Below are 22,933 nucleotides of genomic sequence, written 5' to 3' on the forward strand. Positions count from 1 at the left end.
AAAAATTTATATGCCATGACAACAATTGTCATTGCTTCGATACATTAGAATTTTTTCCACCAATCTTTATGCTTATCTATAAATTCAGCTCTTTTTTCAATCTCGCATTCATACCATTCTTTATTAGTTGGATTATCCTCACAATTAGAAGCTAATAACCATTCTTCATAATTCTCAGGCTCTTTTGACCAATCCCAACTGCTATCATCTCTACTATTTCCCATACTTATTTCTCCATTTCATACTAAGATTTCAGTAAAAGAAATCCCATATTATGCTTCAGTATTAAATTATCTAATTTTTTTATCTGCAAAATCATTTTCCCCCCCCCGTATGTTTATTCAATATAAATTTTTCAGTTCAAAAAAAACAAACCTCTATTTCAAAGTTTGCTTTCTTTAATGAATATTTAAAATTGGATGAGGATGGTATGAGCCTTTAAAATCCATGATGTTTTTTTGCCAAGGAACATTCCATCCTTTAAATTTTGATGAGGTCTTTTTTTGACTATTACTGATGCATTTTGAATCATTTTTATTATATTCTATAAAACTTTATATTAAATTTTATATTTATTTTTTCAAAAAACTATGATTTTATATCTATATACAACACATTTGTAAATAACTTCTGTTTTGTGATGTTGCAGCTCCATAGATGAGATATGTTGTCCCAATAACAATCTGCAATCCAACAATGAAGTTAATCAATTTTTATTTTAAATTATATTATTACAAATGGGCGACGATATTGTGGCAGTCCATAGAAGCAAGGTAACCAGTATACTTGCTCATTTCATCTATTGGATCTTTTCTTTTTATTGAAGTTTATGTGACTTCAAATACATTTTCTTATACTCATTTTTTTTAATTTTTTTTAACCAAAATTTTATACATTTTTTATAAATATAGATACTCGCAAAACAGAAGTCGCTACACAAAAAGGAAAGGATTCACTTCATAACGGTGGTCCTTTTCCCTTTTTGGTAGCGGCTACCGCAAGAAAATCCTGGGGAGAGCCATGAAATGGCTCGGGGCAAAGCCCCATAAAGGCACGAAAAAAAAGGCCTGTCTTAAACAGACCTTTGATTCACTTATAAACGGTTGTGAGGTTTCATGACCTCATGAATTTTAAAACCAGATTTCAGTCGACCTCATCCAATTTTAAAGTACCTCTTTAATATTTAGATATTTATTTATGCTAGTGCAACTTCATATCCTTCTTCTATCAATGTATCGCTTATTTCTTCTAATACTGATTGTATACTAACAAGCATTTGTTCTTCAGAAGGATCATGAATAACTTCTCTCTTTGCTGTTTCATTTTCAATTATTGGTGTTAATAATTTTCTAGCAAATTTCTTTCTATTGTCGCTTGCATACATTTCTTTTAATACTTTACCAGTAAGTTTATCTCTTAATTTGTCTACTGCTTTTTCCGCTTCTTTATTGTTAAGTAAATATTCCGATGCCATATCAGTGAATACAGATTCAATTATTTCAACCATTTCATCAGCATCATCTTCAACAAATTTTCCAATAACATCATTCGTTGCTTTTCCTGCTAATGATCCACCTGCCATAGTACCTACTAAACCACCAATGACAGTTCCTACACCAGGTAGAATTGCAGAACCTGCCGCTGCTCCTGCAATCCAACCACCAGTTCCGCCACCAACTGTTGCTGCTGTTCCAGCCATATTTTTAAACAATTGTTTCCCTGAAATTCGTCCTCTGAATATATCAGCTACATCTAATGAGGAAAGAACCATAAACGTAATTCCTGCTGTTATCGCATTTCCTCTAAATAGTTTAGCTGCACTTTTCATCGCAGCTGCACCATAAATTTTTGAACCACTTCTAAATGCATTTATGATTACTGCTGATGCTTTAGGTCCCATCATCGCAACTAAGGCTTCGGAACTTCCTACTAAAGCGCTATTTAATCCAGCTTTCGATAATTGTGCAGCTAAAACAGATGTAATAAATGCAGTTCCGCCTACTTTTAATCCCGAATATGTAGCTATTTTCAAGGCATTGTCAAAGTCTTCACCGTTCCAAACTGAAGTAGCAAAAGAGATAATGGCTGTTACTCCAAAAGCTGATGATGCCGTGATTATTCCGTTTACTGAATCATATGTTAAAGATTCAATTGTTCCCGCTTTAGCAATATTTCTAGCTTGAGCATATGTGAAATTTCCTTTTCTAACAATGTTTTTGGCTTCATTTGGATCTGTAACTCCTTTTACTTGTCCATTTCGTATTTTTTCTTCCATTGCTTGTATTGCATCAGCATATTTATCTGAAGGAACCTCAATTTGCATTGGTTTTCCATCCATCATATACCTAAATGAACCTTTTCCGCCTTCTTCAAAACATTCATTGATACATCTAGATCCAGTTGCACAATATTTAGATTGAATATATACTCCATCTACAATCCTATCCGCACCATTTTTAGCATTATCATCTCCAACAATTTTTGCATCATGTCCTTTTAACTTATCATAAAGAGTGTTTGCTCTTTCTGCCGCAAAACCATGGCCTTGTCTAGCATGGAATTTTTCTTCATCGTATTGATTATTTACTGTTCGATACGCCCCAACTCCTAATCCACCTGACTCAGCAAATTGATTATTTGTTTTTTCTTGTTTTATGGTCATTTTTGATTGTTTTAATGATGCATCATAATTTTTAATTTCTTCTAAGAACTCCATCAATGGTGTCTTATTAACAAAAGAACTTTTAATTATTGTTTCAGTTCCATCAAACTGAATTATTTCTAAAGTTCGCTCCTTATCTTCTTTATCCATATCAGTTATTCTCATTGATTTAATATCGTCATACCATAACTTTTTTGGCTTTTCCAATGTATCAACATAATACATTTTATCATCAGTAAAAATATATCCATTTTTACCACTACCTATAACAGTCGTATCATAGAAACCAATTATTGTCTTTCTATCCATACCATAAGCAAATTTCTTTAATGCATTATCAATTTTCTTACTAGGAATCTCTCCTTTGATGTGATAGTCAAAACCATTCGCAATTCTTCCTAAGTATTTGCGCATTAATTCTATTTTTTCTTCATGAATATTATCCATTATTAATCCTCCAAACTTGCTTCTAAAATAGCACTTAACTGCTCAACATAGTAATGCATAAGTTCCTGCAAATAAAATCCATTAATTCTTTGTTTTTCAGGCAATGATTTAAATTGTTTTTGAGCATAATCAACCGATTGCTTCCATACCTCTTCAATAAGCTCACTATTTATATATTTAGTTTTGAAAATAGATTTTAACTTATCTTCAAAATACCGTTTATTATCTCTAATTATTTGTTCTTTTGTTTCTTTTTTTGAAAGAAACGGAAAATCTAATTTTGTCGTTTCTTCTAATAATTGTTCTACTTCTTTCTTCATATTATCCACACCCTACTTAACTCCATTTTATCGTATTATTTACAAACACAATAGGCATATAGTTACATTAATACATGTAATAATTACAATTAAAAGAACTCCTTTGACATTTCTAATTTATATTAGTAAACTACAAATGACAGAACTCACCACGCTTAGTCTTACTTGTAAGAATGCGCAACCCGGTGGGACTTTTTATTATAGACAAGAAATTAGCTCATGATCATTCTGCACTAAAATATTCTTCTATATCTAAATCAATGAAAGAATTAAAAAACAATAAAACCCAAGGAAAAGATATAAAAACATCTTACCCTTGGGTTATATTTTATTTATTTTTCATCAAGTACACTTATACTCTTCAGACTTGGAATAGCTCCGTATTTTCCTAATAAATAATTCTTTTCATAACTTTCATCTTTACGAATACGGTCCCCATCTTCATCTACAAAATCGGCTAATGAATAAAGAGTAGATATACCACTTTCATCTTTTTTCACAAACCAGATTTCATCACGCCGTAATAACTGATTTGATAATTGCCATGTATCATGGGTAGTGAAAATAAGTTGAGCATGGTTTTTGTTCATTTCCGGGTTTAAGAACGTAAGCAAGAAATTGCGTACTAGTAATGGATGTAAACGTGCATTTAATTCATCGATTATAAACACACTTCCTTTTTCAAGTACTTCTTGTAGTCCTGGATATAAGGCAAACATTTTTAGTGTTCCTCCTGATTCTGATTCAAGTGGAATCTCGGCATAAGAATCAGAGTCAATTACTTTGTGAAGGGCACTAATTTTATATTGATTTTGTTTGGAATCATTTTCTTGAGGAACTTGTTCAATTTTAAAATCTTGAATATGTTCATCAAACGAAGCAAAATAATCAATTACTTTTTGTTGTACTTGTTTATCTGTCACAAATCCTTTTGGTAAACGACGAGACATCCAATAGTTAGTAAATGGATTTCCAAAGTCTGCAAATCTATTATCAATAAACCAATCTCGAATAACTTTACATTTACCTATTTTTAACTTAGCTCCTAAAGAAACAATAAGAACTTGTTTTTCTAAAGCAACCTGGATATTACCTTGACTACTTTTAGGAAAACCAGATAAATCCAGTTCATCTTCTCCACGATAGAAAATCGTTTTATATTTCTTAGAAGTTTTGGCTTTACTGTTTAACCATTCTTCTGTAACACCTTGAGCATCCACACAAAAACCATAGTTATATGTTTTTTCACTTTTATCATTAGGAATTGTGAAATACACTTCAAAACTAGAACTTTCTTTGGGAGAAGTTGTATCAAATAAAAAAGGAGTAGGCTTAAATTGATCAAAGTGTTCTTCTTCGTCTCCATACTTAAAAGAATCAACTACATAATTCGTCATATATTCAAAAGCACTATATACATTTGATTTACCACTGGCATTAGCTCCATATATAGCTGATACCGGTAATATTTTTTCATTTCCAATAGAAACTACTCGATCAGAAAATTCTGTTATCTTAGTAGCTGATAAATCCAGTGTTACTTCTTCTTTAAATGATTTATAGTTCTTAAAATTAAATTGAATCAACATATTTTATTTCCTCTTTACTTCAATTTAATACAACTAAATCAACATTTCAACCTCTAAATGAGATTTTTTCTCATTTAATGTCATATTTTTATAATATTTTAAAAAATGTACTCAAAAAGCGAGCCTTCTGACTCGCTTAATGTCTACATAAACTTAACCAACTTATCGGCATAGCTTTCAAAGTCAACGTTGTTTACTTGTTCTAGTAAAGTAATATCTTCTTGTGTAAAGTTGAAATTTACAGCTCCACAAATAGCAGTGGCAATTGCTCCAATAGTATCCGTGTCTCCACTTAAATTAGCAGATAACCTAGCACATTTAATAGGATCGAATTGACTTAATGTGATTAGAGCTAAAACAGTTGGCACTGTTTCAATAGTTTCCATACTAGCTCCATATACGTTTTCGATTTCGTCTAATACCACTTCTTGTGTTTTGGTTTTAATTAAGTTTTGAAGAATTTCTAATCTTCGTTTCATAGAAGCACCTGGTAAATCGTTTCCATATCCTTTAGCTGCTTCAATTGTTTGATAGCTAATGTTCCATAGTTCTTCAATATCTTTTCCACCACGAAGAACATAACTCGATATAGCTGCGATAATACTTGCTCCAGTAATGGCTATGTTAGTGTTATGTGTTGGTAAACATAGTTTTTCTACCGTTTTTACTAATTCATCTAAGTTATGATAATCTGTTATTATTCCCAATGGAGATACTTTCATTGCTGATCCATTTGTTGTTCCAAACTTACCAGATTCTCCTATGGGTGCACCGTTAGCTATCGCATTTAAAGCTTTAGTTGTACTTGGTCCCATAATATATGGATTTTTATCACCGTTTTCTTTTACCCAGTTTTGAAGCAATTCAATGTATCGATTCGTACAAAATTGTCCATTGTTTTCAATAATACAATCACATACTAATAAAGTATTAATGGTATCGTCGGTTACTTCGCCTCTTTGAAAGGATCTTCCAATAAAATCATAAGGAGTTGATTCTAAAAAATCATGAACTCCATCAGGAAAGGCTTTGTTTAGAGTCTCTCTTGACATCATTTCTGATGGCATTCCAAGCGCATCTCCATATGCACATCCAATTAACAATCCTTTAATTCTTTTTTTCATGTTATGCCTTTGCCATTTCTAGGGAGACATCAGAAATAACAGTTGTCATCAATGGTTCATTACATGAAATGCGATTTTTATTGGTATTGATTACGTCTAAATAATCATTCGAATTCGTAACAACAACCGCTGTTTCAGTATTCAATCCTATTTCTTTCATTTTCTTTAGATCAACTTTGATTAATGTTTCACCTTTTTTTACTTTATCTCCTTGTTTCTTTAAAGTCGTAAAGATGTTTTCTTTTACATCAAATGTATCGGTTCCTACGTGAATCAATACTTGTGCTCCATTTTCACTTTCAATACAAAGTGCATGTCCAGTAGGATATAAAGCTCCAATTGTTCCATCAAAAGGCGCTACAATTTTTCCTTCATCTGGTACAATGCATACTCCTTTTCCTAATGAACCTTTTGCGAAAGCTTCATCTTTCATTGTGAATAAAGCTTTTACTTCTCCAGAAACCGGTGAAGCAATAACTTCTTTTTTGTGAGTGATATTTTTAGTAGATTCATATACTACATCGTCTTCGTTTTTTCCGTCTTCTCCTGGTTTATATGTTACCCAAGTTAAAGTGAAAGTAACGGCCATGGCTGCCAAACAAGCAACTAGACACCAAATTAAACCTGTAAAGTTTCCAACAGCCGGATTCACAAACGCCATGAATCCTGTAACACCCATACTTACCGCATACATAGGTGAATTTGTTAAGACTAAGATTAATCCTCCGACTAATCCTCCTGCCATACAGTAAGCGAATCGTTTCTTAACTGGTAGTGTAACACCATAAATAGATGGTTCAATAATACAAAAACAAGCAGAAAGGAAAGCAGGTAATGAAATGCTTTTCATCTTTGGACTCTTTGTTCTTAGTAATACTGCTAAACAGGCTGCCATGTGTGTAAAACTAGCTGGAAAAATAGAAGCAACGATTAATGAACATCCACCTGTTGCGAATTCCATAATTCCTAATGTGATTAATGGCCAATGTAATCCAAAAATAACTAATGGTTGATAAATTAAAGTAATCACCGCAAATGCCAAAATCTTAGAAGTTCCAATTAACCAAGTTAAAGCAGCTTGTAAACCGTTTTGTAGAATCATTGAAATAGGACCAATGACCAACACACCAATTGCTCCAGCAAATAAAATTGTAATAAATGGGGTCATGAATTGTTGTGTTACAGCTGGTAAATGCTTCTTTAATACTTTTTCTACTTTAGACGCAAATAAGTTAATCAACATAATTGGAATTAAAGTAGATGTGTATCCATTAGCCGGGAAAATAATTGGTAACCCAAAGAATGTTTTAAATACAGGCATCGCAAATGGTGTACCTTCAAATACAGTAAATAAAGCTTCTCCTGCGTTCATGTCTACAGCAATGTTTGGGAAAATCAAAATAGCTCCTAAAATCATTCCCACAAATGGATCCATACCAAATGCCACTGCAGAAGTATATCCTAAAATAACTGGGAAGAATGTTAAACAAGCATTTCCCATGGCATTTAATAAAATATATGTTCCTGAATCTGCTGTAATAACTCCTGTGGCCATTAATACAGAGTTCAAACCAGAAATAATACCACAAGCTAATAATACTCCTAAAGCAGGTACTACGATTTTAGTAATAGTTGCGGCAAATACATTAATGAATGATCCTTTTTCTTGTGGTTCATCATCTTTTTGTTGATTGTCACCAATGATACGAATAATATCTTCGTATACATCTCCAACATGGGTACCAATGATAACTTGAAGCTTTCCTTCAGCTTCTTGACAAGAAATAATTTCTTTATTATTTTCTAATTCATTAATATTTGCCTTTGATTTATCATTTAATTTAATTCTTAAACGCGTCATACAGTGAGTAATACTCACAATGTTTTCTTTACCACCTACATTAGAAATGATAAAGTTTGATAATTGTTCATACTTTGCCATATAGTTCTCCTCTTATTTTTGAAAAATTGCTCTTTGTATATGAATAACTAAATAAAGTAATTCTTGTTTACCAATCGAAACATTATATTTAGCACGAATGAATTCTTGAATATTCGTTGCACACATATAAGACTGTGCATAGGTAATCTTCATCATATCCAATAATTCTTCATCCTTTTCATCGTCTTCAAAAATCGCATTACTAACAATTCGCTGTGAAAAATACTTTAAGTGATTAATAAAACGGAAATACGTTAGGGATTCTTCATTGATTTCCGTATCAAAGAAATTCGTTACAATATCCAATACCTCTTTAATAATCTTCGTTGATTTTTCTACTTTACCTGTTCCAATGCCATGTTCTGTTTCGGCATTCACAATATGTAACGCAATAAAACCAGCTTCATCAACCGATAACTGTACACCTGTTTCTTCTTTAATAATTTCTAAACCTTTTAATCCGATTTGATATTCATCAGGATAAAAACGCATAATATCAAACATTAAACCATTTTTAACGACAATACCCTTGGCATGGTTTCTTAATGCATAATGAATATGATCACTTAAAGAAACATAAATCACATCACTTATTTTCTTGCTGATATTCATTTTCATGTAATTCACAATTTTTGAAACAACCGATACTTCTTCTAAAGGTAAACTCACCAATATTTCTTGAAATTTGGTGTTTAAAGTTTGAGACGATAAGCAAAACTTTTTCTGAATAGCAGCTACATTTACCGGATCTCCAACCTTTTTATTAAAAGCTAAACCCTTACCAATTAATACCGTTTCCTGATGATTATCATCCAATGCCACAACACTATTATTGTTTAGAATTTTACTTATCCTCATATAAAATATCCTCCTCTCTACTAAATGACATATCTATACAACCTTTAAACAAACAACTAAAAAAAGCCCGCTTGCAAAAAGTAAATACAGATATACTTACTAAAAATGCAAACGAGCTTAAGCCTGTCATATTAAATGAGAGTAACTTCCTCGTCAATGTATCTTGATTATAACAGTTAAAACTATAAATGTCGAGGTCCATTTAAGAATATAAATTACTTGAAAACCACTTTACTAACATTAAATATCTTTAATATTCACAAAGTGATCAAATTCACATCGAATATATAATCCGTTTTTACTTACTTTTGCAACTATTTCACGACCATCTAATGGACAAGTAATATGATTTTCTTTTATATATTGATTTACAACATCAACATCTAGAAAATCGGTATTGCCACAGCAATTACATTTTATATAAGGTTTATTTCTTGCACTAAATAATAGCTTCATTGGTTCTCCGCATTTTTTACATATAACATTTTCATGAACATATAGGCCCAAACCATCTAATACTTTCTTCTTATTATTTTTTGTAGTGACTACTACTTGTTTAGAATCATTTTCATGATGCGTTAATAATTTCTTTTCTCCATCGGATATCCGGTATTCAATATCTGTTAACGATTTAATGATTTCAATGGTTTTCTTTCCTTTTATCCTGTAAAAAACATTAGTTGTAACTAAATATTTCCGTTCTTTATCAATCATTTTTCCTTTAATCACAGGAGGTCCATACCACAATTTTTTATCATCAATCAAAACAATTGGAAATAAGAAATTTTCAGTTGTCCATGTAATAGATTTCCATTCTTTTGGTAAATTTTTATAATCGTTTGTTTTAACTAAAATTTCCACGTTTCTTTTTTTAAGTTGATCAAATTCATACATCATTTGTTTCTGTAAATCTTCATCCAAATCACCTTCTGGTAAACAAATAATGATTCTTTCCCTTGCTTTTTTTATGTCTTTTAAAAATTGTTCTATATACTCTCCATTAATATAGCTTTGGATTAATTTATTATCACACGCTTCATTCTTTACATAGTTTGATAAACTTTGATTCTTTGTTGAAACAAAATTACCATGTTTTTCAATATAGTTTATCAGTAAATAATACGCATGTTTTAGACCTTTAAATCTATTTTCCCAATACCGTCCATTTGCCACCGTAATAAATTTTCCTTTTGCTCTTGTAAGAGCCACATTTATTAGACGGTTCAAAGTGTCGTTATCATTTTTATTCATTAATACTCCAGGAGTATTAAAAGGATGACTTTCTACTGCATCAAAAATTATTACATCCCGTTCTGATCCTTGAAATTGGTGAACGGTGGAACATGCAATTTTTCCCTTAATATTTGATCCTAAATCACTAATCATTGCTTGAATCAAACGACTTTGTGCCTGATATGGAGTAATGATTCCAATGCTCTCTTGTCCAGATTGTACAGCCTCTAAAGCTATTTGCATTGAAATAAAGGCACTCAATAAATTAAACCTAGAATGATCGCTGTTTTTATCGCAGATACAAAACGTACCTGTCAAATCAACAAATGTTATTGCTTCATTGGGAAACGGTTTCTTTTGAACTATTTCATTTCGACTTGTGGCAACACTTGAGTGATTTTTCAATAAATTATTATAAAAATACTCACTAGAAAATTTAGAGATATCTTTATGCATTCGTCTTTGTTCATTAAGCATTACCATCCAGGGATGATAATAAAGATTACCTTTTTCATCGACAATCCCTAATTGCGTAAATATATCTTTTTGAAGAACATGTGAAGAATCTGGAGATTGAGCAATAGGCGATAATTGTCTAAAATCTCCTACACATACAAAGTGTTCTTTAGCAAACATAGCAGCTTCAATGACTTGTGGTACATAAGCCATACTAACTTCATCAAACATAACGACATCATATTTTTTATCATCAAAAATTGAATTTACCGACACTCTTGAAATAGTAGTAGCCAACAATTTAGCATCAGATGCCAATGATGTTTCTAATAACTTTACTTTTGAATTAATTTCTTTTAATTCTTTTTCGATTTTTACTCTATCAGGAGAATTTCGACTATATTTTTCTTTTTCCGCCACCAAATTATTTCTTCGTTCTTTTAAACGAGTATCTTTATCAAGTGCGACATTATAAGAAACTACATAATTATTATTAGATAAACTGCGACTGCGCACGTATCCATATCGTAGTATTAGACCTTTTTTTACATATGAAGTTTCCAAATCTTTATGATCAGTAACGATTTGTTTATATACTTCTTCAATCATTCCATCAACAGATATATTACTATGCGAAACCATTAAAACAGTTTTTCCTTTTTTTAAGAAATCAATCGCAATCTGAGCCATAGTATATGTTTTGCCCGTCCCTGGAGGTCCCCAAATAATGCTAATTGGATTCGATAATGCCATTGACATTGCTTTATCCTGTCCCATTGGAATATCACTTATTTTTTTATTACTTTGATCTACATCATTTTTTATCAGTTGCAAAGCAATTTTATGAGAAGAATTCAATTTATCTAACCTATTCGTCAAAGCACTTAATAACTTCCAAGGTGCTACAGAAATAAAAGCGCTACTAACTTTTTCACCTATATTTTCGTCTAGCAGTAAAACAATTTGAAACCCTTCACACAACAAGGCTGTTCCAGTAACTTCTCTATCAGATAATTTTACAGTAACAGGAGAATCCTCAGAAATAAATAATTCTGACTCTAAATCGAAACTATAAGAATAAACCCCGTCTATTTGACTAATAAATTCACCATTATTTATTCGATACTTTCGTCCTCCATTATGTTTTAAAAAGCTTGTTTCCTTACGAATATTATCAATATAAGTTTCTAATGAATACTTACCTAAACCCTTCGCATGAGATATTTTATTCGACAATGTTTTTTCTTTAACATTTCGAAAATGTATCAAGTCATCGGTATCTAGCGTTTCAATTCTAGTAGAATTCAACAAACATTTAAAATTTCGGTCTACATTATAGACAATCGTATATCCTGCTTTATCTTGTGAAAGAAAGTGAATACTTAAAGAACAATTCTTTAATAAAATTTCCTTATTCACTACTAATTCCACCGGATAGTCTTCTGTTATAGAAGGTATATAATAATCAAATTCATATTCTTTACTTTTGGTAATATTTGATACAACAATTTTAGTAAGAACTATATTAGTAATATTTACAGTTGCCTTCACCAAATTAAAATTTATTCGAAACGAATCTTTCTCGTTATGGATCAATGGAAGTGACACTTTAAAGGGCATCCCACTAAAATTTTTCTTGTTTACTTTCTTTACTGTACTCATAAATAAATCCCCTGTATTGTTTAAAAGGTGTCCATATCGAACACCTAAATCTGTCCTTTCTCTGAAAGTCTATATTTTTCAAAAGAAATTTTAATCATTCTTATTGAAGTATTCACATATTTCCGTATCAAATTACTTATTTAATCTACCTTTTAAATATTCTTTTAACTTTTCATCAACACAATAAATATAACAACCTTTTTGTCCTCTTGTTAGTAAAGTTCTATATGTGTTTTTAATTATTCGATCTGCAGTTTTTAAGGCTGTTTCCTTATCTTTTTTATATAATCCCTTCAATCCTTTTATTGACTGATCTGTTTTAGCTCTTTTTGTAAAGTCCGTGATAATGCCATTGTCATATCTCATGTCTTCGCCAATAATTACTCCAACATAGTCAAACTCTAATCCTTGACAAGTATGAATACATCCTATTTCGTTTACTGATTCAGGATCAATTGCCCATGTAGAAGAAGATCCTAAATTCCAAGACATTCCAAAATCACCTATTTGAATATCATGAATTTGACTATTATTCTTTCCTTCTTTAATCCAATCCCAACAATATCCTGCAACCATTCTTGATTTATTATTCAATTTATTCTTTTCTATAATCAATTGTCTTACTTCTTCAGGATTATCACAAATACGAATATCATAGTCATAATCAAAGTCGTCATTAGCTTCCGGATTAATTTCCAAAACATTATCTATCCATGATAAGTACGAATCACTCCCATTGCATCTAAATTGTGAAACAAGTTCATCTTCATAGACTTCAGCATCAAAAAAGCGACACCATTTTTTTATTTCATTTGTACTTCCAATATCTCTCATTGTCACCATTTGAAAATCATCAACAAAAAATATACTTGTTTTAGCCGCATTGATAATTTCTTTAACTTGATTTTCTCCTAGGTTTTGAAACATACCTGATTTTTCATTTAATCGATGGGCTTCATCTACAATCAAACAATCAAAATCATCAGATAATGATTCTGTAAAAGAACCAGACCCTTTAAATAAATTATCTATATATGCTTTTCTATATTTTCCTTCTGTCAACTTTTTACGATACACTTCTCTAGGAGCAGAGTTCTTTGTGATATACATTACATTTTGACTCATATTTAAAATAGCCACTAACAGATTAATTGCCAAAACAGTTTTCCCAGTACCTGGTCCACCATGAATTATATATACTTTCTTTTTATCTTGATTTTGAACGATCTCCAAGGCTCTTTCAAATATAACTTTTTGCTCATCCAAAAGTGTAAATTCTTTGTTTCCTCGTAACATCGATGACAAATTATCTTGCAACGATTTACTTGGAACTATTCTTCCCGAATCAATGTGATAAAGAACATTAGGATTTCCTTTTTTTACATATTTTGATATAAAACGCGCTAATTTTTCGGTATCCCCACGAGTAAATACTGGAGCTTTATCAATATAATATTTGTAACAATCATCAATTAAGTCATCGTTGTCACTAAGCCTATAATTATGTAAATATGAACACGGCTGCAAATTAATGTTATACTTCCTAACATCCGCATTATAATCTTCTATCATACTTACATAAGACCATGCCTGGTAAGAAGGATGTGTTGTTTCCACAAGTCTTCCTTGTAAACGTGTTTTTACAATAGCTTCTTTCGTTTCTACTTTTTCGATTTGTTGCCATTGTTTCAGTTCAATCACAACAGCACTTTCTCTTCCTAAATCATCTTCTCCGCTTACAATAAAATCCACTCGTTTATTTGAATTAGGAATTCTATATTCAATGGCAATCATACTTTCATCCGGAATATCTTTATCTTCCATAACTTTATACATGTACTGCATTGAATTCATCCATGATAAAAATTCATTATGTGCTGTTTTCTTATGTAGTTTTTCTTGTACTTTTTGTTCGATCTTATCTTCAATTAAATCTAATCTCACATCATGAAGAAATTGTTTCTTTGCTTCTTGGTATACAATCATAATTCGTTATACTTCTTTGAATTTCCTTTCGCTTTTTCCACTGGATATTTTTGACGATTTTTTTCTAATTTCTTTAAAACTATTTCTTCTAAATCAACATCAAGACTATTGGCCATCACAATGCAATAATTAACTACATCTGCCAACTCTTCACAAACTGCTTCTTTATCGTAATCGTTGTTCCATTGAAAACACTCAAGAAGTTCTCCTGCTTCAATAGCAATGGATTTAGCCAAATTTTCTGGTGTATGGAATTGATTCCAATCTCTTTCATTATTAAATTCAATTATCTCTTGAATAGCTTTTTCCATTAAATTCCCTCCAATATATCTCGTATTATCAATATAGGAGGTCCTATATTGATTTTTCTTTCTAGGCCGTCAAATTAATAAGTATATCAGACGGCCATTTGATACACTTATTTTGTACTGTGGATTTGTCCCTATATTTGTACAGCTTTGACTGTTTAAAGGAGATTCCTACCACAGTTCTTTTCAAATGTTGATAAGTTGATTAACACCTGATGTTTTATGAATCACGAGTTTACATGGAAAGAATGTTTGTGGATTCTTACCAAGCAGTACATGTTTTTTTAGGAGGTGTCATCATGATGCTTTATTATATTGGCATTGATATTGCCAAATATAAACACGATTGTTTTATCATGGATCAAGATGGAGTCGTTATCCGAAACTCTTTTACTTTTTCTAACGATAAAACTGGTTTTAATGTATTTCTTTCCGTTTTGAATTCTTTAGACCCAGCCTATGAAAAAAGGATAGGTTTAGAAGCTACCGGTCATTACGGAACGAATTTGAAAATTTTCCTTGAAGAACATCAATTGTCCTTTATGGAAATAAACCCTGTCTTAATAAAAAGGTACTCCGCCAGCTCCACCCTCAGGAGAACCAAAACAGACAAGATTGACGCTAATGTCATTTCATCGTATTTGACTTCGGTCGAATATAAACCATATCCGGTTCAATTTTACCATATCAATTCGTTGAAATCATTAACTCTCTTATTAATTATCATTATAAACCATCGCATTATTTCATACAAAAATTGTATAATTTAATCAAAGGAAGAATTAAAGATGATTAAAAAATTATTACTTTGTTTATTGTTATTATGTGGATGTTCCAAATCAATGGACTACATTATTTCTCATAAAGAACATATAACTGGAATTGTTACTGAAGTAAATGAAGATTCTATTCTAATTCAAAATGAATCCACTTATTTAGTTTCACTAAGCGTGGAAAATAAAGATAGTATGACTCATTTTAATATTGGAGATGAAGTTGTAGTGTATTATGATGGAACTTGTTTAGAAACAAATCCTATACAAATAAATAAAGTATATGCAATTACATTAATACAATAGTTTATGACTTTCCATAAGAAAAGACCATTGCAGTATAACCTGTCAATGGTCTTTGTTATTTAAATAATGCACATATCCATCATATAGAAGATGCAAAACTAAATGAAGAGTTAAATAACTAGAATGTGTGTTATTGAATTGAATATCTTTAAAAGAATTTTGAAAATATAAATTATAACGAGCTAAACTAGATAATTCATTATTTGATAAATTCGTGATTGATATAATGGGTACATTAGCAACCTGTAGATTCATCAAAGAATCCCTATATTTATCAATATTACCAGAATAAGAAACAATGATAATGACATCACTTTGTTTAATGTTATTAGAAATGATTTTCAATTCTCCTGTTGCTGGTATTGAAACAACGTATTTATTTACATTCAATAAACAACGTGAAAATTCTTGAATCATTGTTCTTTGTCCCATACCTGTACCAAAAGCATAGATATTATCGGCATTATTAATTAACTCATAAATATCTTGTAGATAATTACTAGATAAATGCTCAAACATTTTCATTGTTTGTTCTATGTCTTGTTTTAATAGCGATATAGTATCTAATTGTTCATAATTATAGTTTTCTAAATCGTTTTTCAAGAAATATTTCAACTCACTAAATCCACTGAATCCTAATTTTTGAGCAGTTCTAAGGATGGTAGCACTTGATACATTACATAGATTCGATAATTCACGTATACTGATTTCTTTACATGATTTTTGATTTTCTCGTATGTATTTAATAATGTGCATATCAATTGTATTCAATTTTTTAAAACTATCATTAATTAAACAATCGAATTTAACACCCATATTCCCACTCCTCATCAATGTATTATTTTATTGCCATCGCCTTATTTTTTTCTAACAAATAAGGACGTAAATATCCAACACTTGAAGTAAGAGGTAGTACATCATCATGGAGTTTAATATTTAATTCATTCATAATGTACTCTCTTCTTTTCTTAATTCTATCATACATTAACGGTGATTGAGCTTCAATTTCACGACGTAGTTTTTCATCTGCTAAAACAACACTACTTTCTGCACTTATTCCACCATATCCACTTACAGATGGAATAATATCTATTTGTAGAAGCATACCACTTTCTAAAATTTCTTCACTGTTTTCATAGATTGGACTGGACATCCATTCTTCATCTGCACATAAATGTCCTGGACATAAATGCCAGTGATATTTTTCTTTTGGAAGAATTGTTTCAATTAGATCATACATTTCTTTTCCACTCATACCACAATGAATATTTTCCAACCAAGTAGCATAGGCCTCATAGTATGGTTTCACAACTACATCTACATAATCTCTTTGATTTTCATCTAATTCTTTTTCATTATGAACGGCATATCCTCCACGAGAAGATAATCCACCTTTATATCCAACTGTTAGTGATATTGTGTCATTTAGTTGCACTTTTTTATCCGTTGGATAGATATTTGCTTTAACGAAACGAGGTCCACTGGCCGCAATAGTTACAACGCTGTTTCTTTGTCCTCCATAGTTTAATTCATTAGCAATTTCAATTTCACTTACACCGACATCTAACTTATCCATCGCACGAAGCATATTATCTCCTGCTAAGGCAGCTCCAAATTCATAATGTTCAATTTCATTAACATTATTTATACAGCGAACGCCTTTATTTCCTATAAAAATATAAGTCGCATTTACAATGTTTTTAGTAATCATTTCAATACTTTGAACAATATAATAAGGAACATCAAATAATTTTGAATTATCTTCAAAAGAGCTCGTGAAATTTTTCCATCCCACAATACCTACTTTAGTATTTTCTTGAATCTTGGCATCTTTTAATAATTCAACAAATGACTTTTTAGTTTCCATAGGTTGATTGGGTAAAGAAAAGTAAGGTACATGTACAGCTTCTGCACTTAAACGTGATTTAGACACTTTATTTAAGTTTTCATTTCCCATTGCCATATATACAGAACCATCTATATGAAGAATTAATAAAGCTTCTTCAAATCTAGGAAGAAAACCAGTCAAATATTCAAAGTTTGAACCATGTTCTAAATCCCCATAAATCACTAAAGAATCATAGTTTTCTTCCTTCATTCGCTTTAATACTTTTTCATATCTTTCCTCCATTGTTTTATCATTCAATAAAACAGGTATCATTGAACAATCTTTTATAGGAGGTGTAATTTCTTTATAAACAACTCGACTCATTCATTAGTCTCCTTTTTTTGAAAGATCCATTATTAAGTGTAACAGAACATTAGCTCCTTTATGAATATCTTCAAAATCAGTCCATTCTTCAGGACAATGCGATACACCATTGTTTCGACTTGGAACATAAATCATATTGGTATCACAGAAATCCGTCATAATCATTGAATCATGTCCTGTTCCATTATTAATAATGACATGAGAATATCCTAATTCATCACAAATTAATTCCATTTTCTTTACATTTTTAGCACACATAATACTTGGTGGTGTTGGATTAGGATAATTTACCCTTCTTATTTCTTCTAATTCATATTTCATATCATATTTTGTGGAAATTGATTCTAATAAATTCACAATTAATTCTTTGAAATTAATCTTTTCACATATTTCACGACTAAAAGTACGAATTTCAATTTTTCCTTCGACTAATTCAGGAACAAATTGATTTGAGTTTGGAGTAACATCTAATCTTCCAACCATTCCCGTTACTTCATCACCTAGTTTATTGATTTCTTCATTAAAACGAACAACAAATTCACTTGCCGGAACCAATGCATCTTTTCTAGAACTCATTGGAGCAGTCGAATCAGCTGTTAATCCATGAAAACGGAAAGTATATCGTCCAATTCCTGCTAGATATGAGATTAATCCAATTTCAATATTTTCTCTATCTAATACAGGGCCTTGTTCAACATGTAATTCCACAAAATTTTTAATTGAACCCGGAGCTCTTTTCGCCTTTTCTAAATCAGGTACTAATCCATATTCTTTCATAGCTTCTAATTTTGTTTGACCAAAACGATTTTTAACAGTATTTAATTCCTCATATGTCAAAGTACCTACCATGGCTCTTGAATTCGATACACCTGTACTCGGACCAAATGTGGCTCCTTCTTCGGCATTCATACATATTAATTCTAATGGATAATCATTTTGATAATTGTTTTCAACTAAAGTTCGCATTACCTCTAAAGCAGAAATAGTTCCCGCCTGTCCATCAAAAGCTCCTCCATTAACAACACTATCATAATGTGATCCAAACATTACAACAGGAGCATCTTTCAAAGTTCCTTCTTTTCGTCCAAAAAGTGTCCCTAATCCATCTTCATATACAGTTAAACCAATTTTTTTCATTTCATTGATTAAATAGTTTTTCGCAAGGGTATCTTCCTTGGAATACGAAGATCTGGTAATCCCTTTTCCAGGTGTAGAAGTATATTTCATAAATTCTTCTAAATCTTCTTTAATTCGATTAAGTTTCGTTTCCATAGTTTCTCCTTCAAAAAAAGAATAAGCACAAAGCTTATTCTTTTAAATTATTCGTATCATAACTTTGTTTTCTTAAAATCAATCTAGACAACATCTAGTTTAAATAATCATCATGCATTTAAGTTAACAGCACGCTTTAATTCAATTGCTGCCTTTTCAACTTTAGCTCCATACACAACTTGAACCTGTGTATCACTAATTTTTATAATTCCTAAGGATCCCGTTGATTTTAGAGCATTTTCATCAATATTTTTTGTATCTTTTAACACTAATCTTAAACGTGAAATACAGTTATCGATTTCAACGATATTTTCTTTTCCACCTAATGCTGTCATAATCGCAATACCTAAATCAGTAATTTCTTCAACATTAGATACCATATCTGATTCATCTTCACGTCCAGGTGTTTTGATATTAAACTTAGTAATTGCCCATTTAAATACAAAGTAGTAAATTAATGCATACGCAATACCAATAGCTACGTTAAGGATCCATTTTGTTTGTGTTCCACGAAGTACACCAAATAACATTAAGTCAACTAATCCACCACCGGCATTACCGATACAAACACCAAGTAAAGCATTTAATAAGAATGAAGTACCAGCCATAAATGCGTGGAATACCCATAACAATGGTGAAATAAAGATAAACGCGAATTCAATTGGTTCTGTAATACCAGTAAAGAAGCTTGTTAATGCTGCAGTTAATAAGATACCTTTAACTTTATTTTTGTTTTCAGGTAAAGCTGTTTTATACATTGCGAAGCATGCAGCAGGTAAACCAAATACCATGAATGGATGTGTTCCTTGTGTTAAGAAACGAGTAGCCATTCGCATAACATCCATGTCTGGACTTGCTTGCATCAAAGTCGCATTAAAGATATTTAATGCACCAGAAATTGTTTCTCCATCAACAATAGCTGTTCCACCAATTGGAGTAAAACGAATCATTTGATTTAAAATGTGGTGTAATCCAGTAGGGATCAATAATCTTTCTAAGAAACCATAAATAAATGTTCCAAATACACCAGCCGCTTGTAACAACGAACCAAATGCGTTGATAATATCGTTAAATAATGGCCATACAAAATACATGATAATTCCAAGAACTGGAATTGTTACAACCATCATAATAGGAACAAAACGTTTTCCACTAAAGAAACTAAATGCTACAGGTAATTGAGTTGTATGGAATTTGTTATGGATCATAGCTGTCCATAAACCAACGATAATTCCACCAAAAATACTCATACGATAAGTGAAGATACCCATTGTAGTGTCAAATGCAGCATTGTATTGTGTTGCTTCAATTAAATCCATTCCATTATTCATTAAATAATCAATTGAAACTGTTTCTGCTGTGATTCCATTTAATGATAAGAAGAATCTAATCGTAACATGAAACAAGATAAATCCAATAATAGAAGCAAAAGTCGCAACTTCTTTATCTTCTTTAGACATACCTTGTGCAATAGACATACAGAATAATACTGGCAATAAACTAAACAATCCACCAGCTAAGGCATTTACTAAACTTACAAATCCATCAACAAAAGCAACGTCTTTCAATACATTTCCAAGAACATTTGGATTTTGAAGAGTAGAAGCAAGCCCTAATAATAAACCAGCGGCAACGATAATAGATAAAGGACCCATCATCGATTTACCAAATTTTTGAATAAAGACTTTCATAAGTTCCTCCCAACTCAAAATGAACACCATGTGTCGACTCATAGTATCAATTTGTTTTAATGTAAAGTTGTAGTACTACTTGTGTCTTTATTCTAACACTAATCATTTTCACAAGTAACATGTCTCAGGCATTCTGATAGCCCGTTACAACTCTATAAATTTGTTTCACGGATTGAAACAAATTTCAGTTATTCTTTATCTATCGATAATATATAGTTTATGCTTTTAAGTGCATAAACTTTTTATTTTTTAAAGTTTGTGCAGTTAACTGCAGAAACTTTGTGAATTTGATAAGTTTTTGCAGTTATCAGCACAAAAATTGATGAAACATCTGAATTTTACATAAAAAATATATAAAACAATCATCTTGATAGTCTTCATGCGCAAATCCATAGCGTTTATTCATTTCTCTGTTAAATTGAATTCAATTCCCTTTCTTTCATATTCTTTTAATTTATAATTTGAATCCGTTTCATGTAAAACTTGCACAACTTTAGCACTAACAATTTTTTTGTGGATCAGGCTAGGAACACTCGCAGCCATCCAACCACAAAATTCAAGGGTATTGATTTCCACAAAAGTTAACCAATATTCTAGTGTGATAAAGTAACCAATGGTTTAATTCCATATTTAATGCATTCATCAAAGCAATATCTTCTTTATAACGGTGATAGAAATCACTGGCTAAAACAACCAAATTCCACTCCTTCAGGAACTTCTAATTCAAACATTGTATCGGTTTTAGTTTAAATCAAATGTATAATATTAAATATTTATTCTATACACTTAACTATTTCATTTATAGTTAAATTATCATAAAAAACATATTATAATAAAAAGGAAAAGAGGTCTTCTATGAAACTAAGAACGTATTTAAACACTTTCACAAAAGATGAATTAATCGATGTCTATCGAAAACTAGAACTAAGTGGTTATTCAAAATGTAAAAAAGCAGAATTAATCGATCATATCGTTACTTATCTAAATGATGAGAAAACAGTTCGTACTCGCCTTACTTGTCTTACAAAAGATCAGCTTTCTATTTATCAAAAAGCCATGAAACAACCTATTTCTCCTTCCATTCGTGTGGCAAATAGCGTTGCTCATTTAACCGATCAATTAGTGGGATGCTTAGATGACTATACCAATGATTTTTATGTATTTGATGAAATTGTACAGACATTTCATTCCGTTTATGACGATGAATTTAAATACGAACAAAAACGTAAAGGATGGCTAATGGACTGTATTCAATTCGCAATTAAATACTATGGACTCGTTCCTGTTGAAGTCCTTCATAAGCTCTATAAACAAATGATAGATGGAGATGTATTTGAAATGATGCATGTCTTTAATGAAATTCCTATTGACATTGCCCGTTGCGGTTTCTTTACATTTAATGAACTAGGAGCCAGTGATTGGGACAAAAACGATCCTTTATGTTCTGACATCGGATTAATTATTTCCTATGAATTATTTGAATTCAATATTGTCAGTCAAACACTTAACGGACAAGGAATGAAACCATTTTATATTCCTTCTGTTAAAGAAATCAATGAATTAGATAATTATGGATATGAAATCAACAGTCCTCAGTATCGTAGTCTTAAAAACTACTTAGCCAAAGAATATGACATGAATGATTTTGAGACACAGCGTTTATGTGTAACGATATGGGATATGAACAATAATTCTTATTCTTTTGGTGAAATTATTTCGTTTCTGACGGAACATGTCGTAGAACTAGAAGATACAAAACAAGCCGATATTTTCATTAATTACGTAATGCAAGCCTATAACAACACCCGTGTCATCTATAATCGTGGATACAAACCAACGGAACTGCGCAGTCAATCTGATTCAAATGTTATTCGAGCAGGGAGAAAATATTCAAGCAATCCTGATAAACATCCAGAAACCATTCATCGAAGAGTTAATCAAGATGATCTTTGTCCATGTGGTTCAGGTAAGCCATATGATCAATGTTGCGGGAAATATAAATCATAAATGTCATTAAAGGCACAGTACTTGCTGTGCCTTTCAGTTTGTTGACAAACCCCTCGTTTTATTTTATTCGAGGGGTTATATTTTG

18 protein-coding genes are annotated in these 22,933 nt (G+C 31.1%); 3 read left to right on the forward strand and 15 right to left on the reverse strand.

Going from position 1 to position 22,933, the window contains the following annotated elements; translation table 11 throughout:
* Positions 1–44 precede the first annotated feature (44 nt).
* The 10 genes from ACI313_RS08840 to ACI313_RS08885 form a co-directional block, all read right to left on the reverse strand.
* Positions 45–224 (reverse strand): hypothetical protein, encoded by a 180-nt coding sequence (locus ACI313_RS08840; protein WP_320607400.1) that lies wholly within the window; start codon positions 222–224, stop codon positions 45–47.
* A 971-nt stretch (positions 225–1,195) separates the two neighbouring features.
* Positions 1,196–3,109 (reverse strand): hypothetical protein, encoded by a 1,914-nt coding sequence (locus tag ACI313_RS08845; RefSeq protein ID WP_439755817.1) that lies wholly within the window; start codon positions 3,107–3,109, stop codon positions 1,196–1,198.
* 2 nt (positions 3,110–3,111) lie between these two features.
* Entirely contained in the window at positions 3,112–3,429 is a 318-nt protein-coding gene (locus ACI313_RS08850; RefSeq protein WP_320608127.1) for a hypothetical protein, read from the reverse strand.
* A 332-nt stretch (positions 3,430–3,761) separates the two neighbouring features.
* On the reverse strand, positions 3,762–5,018 hold the full coding sequence (locus ACI313_RS08855) for an AAA family ATPase (protein WP_320608128.1): 1,257 nt from the start codon (positions 5,016–5,018) through the stop codon (positions 3,762–3,764).
* Positions 5,019–5,161: 143 nt separating this feature from the next.
* Positions 5,162–6,142, reverse strand: coding sequence for an ADP-ribosylglycohydrolase family protein (locus tag ACI313_RS08860; RefSeq protein ID WP_320608129.1), 981 nt, complete (start codon positions 6,140–6,142; stop codon positions 5,162–5,164).
* A gap of 1 nt (position 6,143) precedes the next feature.
* Positions 6,144–8,084 (reverse strand): glucose PTS transporter subunit IIA, encoded by a 1,941-nt coding sequence (locus tag ACI313_RS08865; protein ID WP_439755818.1) that lies wholly within the window; start codon positions 8,082–8,084, stop codon positions 6,144–6,146.
* Positions 8,085–8,096: 12 nt separating this feature from the next.
* On the reverse strand, positions 8,097–8,942 hold the full coding sequence (licT, locus tag ACI313_RS08870; protein ID WP_439755819.1) for a BglG family transcription antiterminator LicT: 846 nt from the start codon (positions 8,940–8,942) through the stop codon (positions 8,097–8,099).
* Positions 8,943–9,182: 240 nt separating this feature from the next.
* Positions 9,183–12,293: an AAA domain-containing protein gene (locus ACI313_RS08875; RefSeq protein ID WP_439755820.1), complete on the reverse strand. Its 3,111-nt coding sequence runs from the start codon at positions 12,291–12,293 to the stop codon at positions 9,183–9,185.
* 132 nt (positions 12,294–12,425) lie between these two features.
* A complete protein-coding gene (locus ACI313_RS08880) occupies positions 12,426–14,279 on the reverse strand; it encodes a DUF2075 domain-containing protein (protein ID WP_320608133.1) in 1,854 nt (617 codons plus the stop codon).
* Positions 14,276–14,590, reverse strand: a complete 315-nt coding sequence (locus ACI313_RS08885) for a nucleotide pyrophosphohydrolase (RefSeq protein ID WP_320608134.1) — start codon at positions 14,588–14,590, stop codon at positions 14,276–14,278. Before ACI313_RS08885 ends, ACI313_RS08880 begins: the two co-directional genes overlap by 4 nt.
* Before the next feature lie 236 nt (positions 14,591–14,826).
* Here ACI313_RS08885 and ACI313_RS08890 point away from each other — a divergent pair, with 236 nt between their 5' ends.
* Together ACI313_RS08890 and ACI313_RS08895 are read left to right on the forward strand one after the other, a co-directional pair.
* On the forward strand, positions 14,827–15,357 hold the full coding sequence (locus ACI313_RS08890; protein WP_320608135.1) for an IS110 family transposase: 531 nt from the start codon (positions 14,827–14,829) through the stop codon (positions 15,355–15,357).
* A gap of 18 nt (positions 15,358–15,375) precedes the next feature.
* Positions 15,376–15,666: a hypothetical protein gene (locus tag ACI313_RS08895; protein WP_320608136.1), complete on the forward strand. Its 291-nt coding sequence runs from the start codon at positions 15,376–15,378 to the stop codon at positions 15,664–15,666.
* Positions 15,667–15,708: 42 nt separating this feature from the next.
* Here ACI313_RS08895 and ACI313_RS08900 read toward each other — a convergent pair whose 3' ends face one another.
* The 5 genes from ACI313_RS08900 to ACI313_RS08920 all read right to left on the reverse strand — a co-directional run bounded on the left by ACI313_RS08900 (position 15,709) and on the right by ACI313_RS08920 (position 21,417).
* Positions 15,709–16,482 carry a MurR/RpiR family transcriptional regulator gene (locus ACI313_RS08900; protein ID WP_320608137.1) on the reverse strand — a complete coding sequence of 258 codons (774 nt, stop codon included), beginning with the start codon at positions 16,480–16,482 and terminating at the stop codon, positions 15,709–15,711.
* 22 nt (positions 16,483–16,504) lie between these two features.
* Positions 16,505–17,878 (reverse strand): M24 family metallopeptidase, encoded by a 1,374-nt coding sequence (locus ACI313_RS08905; RefSeq protein ID WP_439755821.1) that lies wholly within the window; start codon positions 17,876–17,878, stop codon positions 16,505–16,507.
* Positions 17,879–17,881: 3 nt separating this feature from the next.
* Complete coding sequence (locus ACI313_RS08910) at positions 17,882–19,150, reverse strand: M20 family metallo-hydrolase (protein WP_439755822.1); 1,269 nt, start codon at positions 19,148–19,150, stop codon at positions 17,882–17,884.
* Between the two features lie 110 nt (positions 19,151–19,260).
* On the reverse strand, positions 19,261–20,841 hold the full coding sequence (locus tag ACI313_RS08915) for a PTS transporter subunit EIIC (protein ID WP_320608140.1): 1,581 nt from the start codon (positions 20,839–20,841) through the stop codon (positions 19,261–19,263).
* A 402-nt stretch (positions 20,842–21,243) separates the two neighbouring features.
* Positions 21,244–21,417, reverse strand: a complete 174-nt coding sequence (locus ACI313_RS08920) for a hypothetical protein (RefSeq protein WP_439755823.1) — start codon at positions 21,415–21,417, stop codon at positions 21,244–21,246.
* Between the two features lie 279 nt (positions 21,418–21,696).
* On the opposite strand from ACI313_RS08920, the gene ACI313_RS08925 reads away from it, so the two are divergent.
* Positions 21,697–22,848, forward strand: a complete 1,152-nt coding sequence (locus ACI313_RS08925) for an SEC-C metal-binding domain-containing protein (RefSeq protein WP_439755824.1) — start codon at positions 21,697–21,699, stop codon at positions 22,846–22,848.
* The last annotated feature ends 85 nt before the right edge of the window (positions 22,849–22,933 follow it).

It is taken from the genome of Floccifex sp. (assembly GCF_051873495.1).
Classification (GTDB): Bacteria; Bacillota_I; Bacilli_A; order Erysipelotrichales; family Erysipelotrichaceae; genus Floccifex.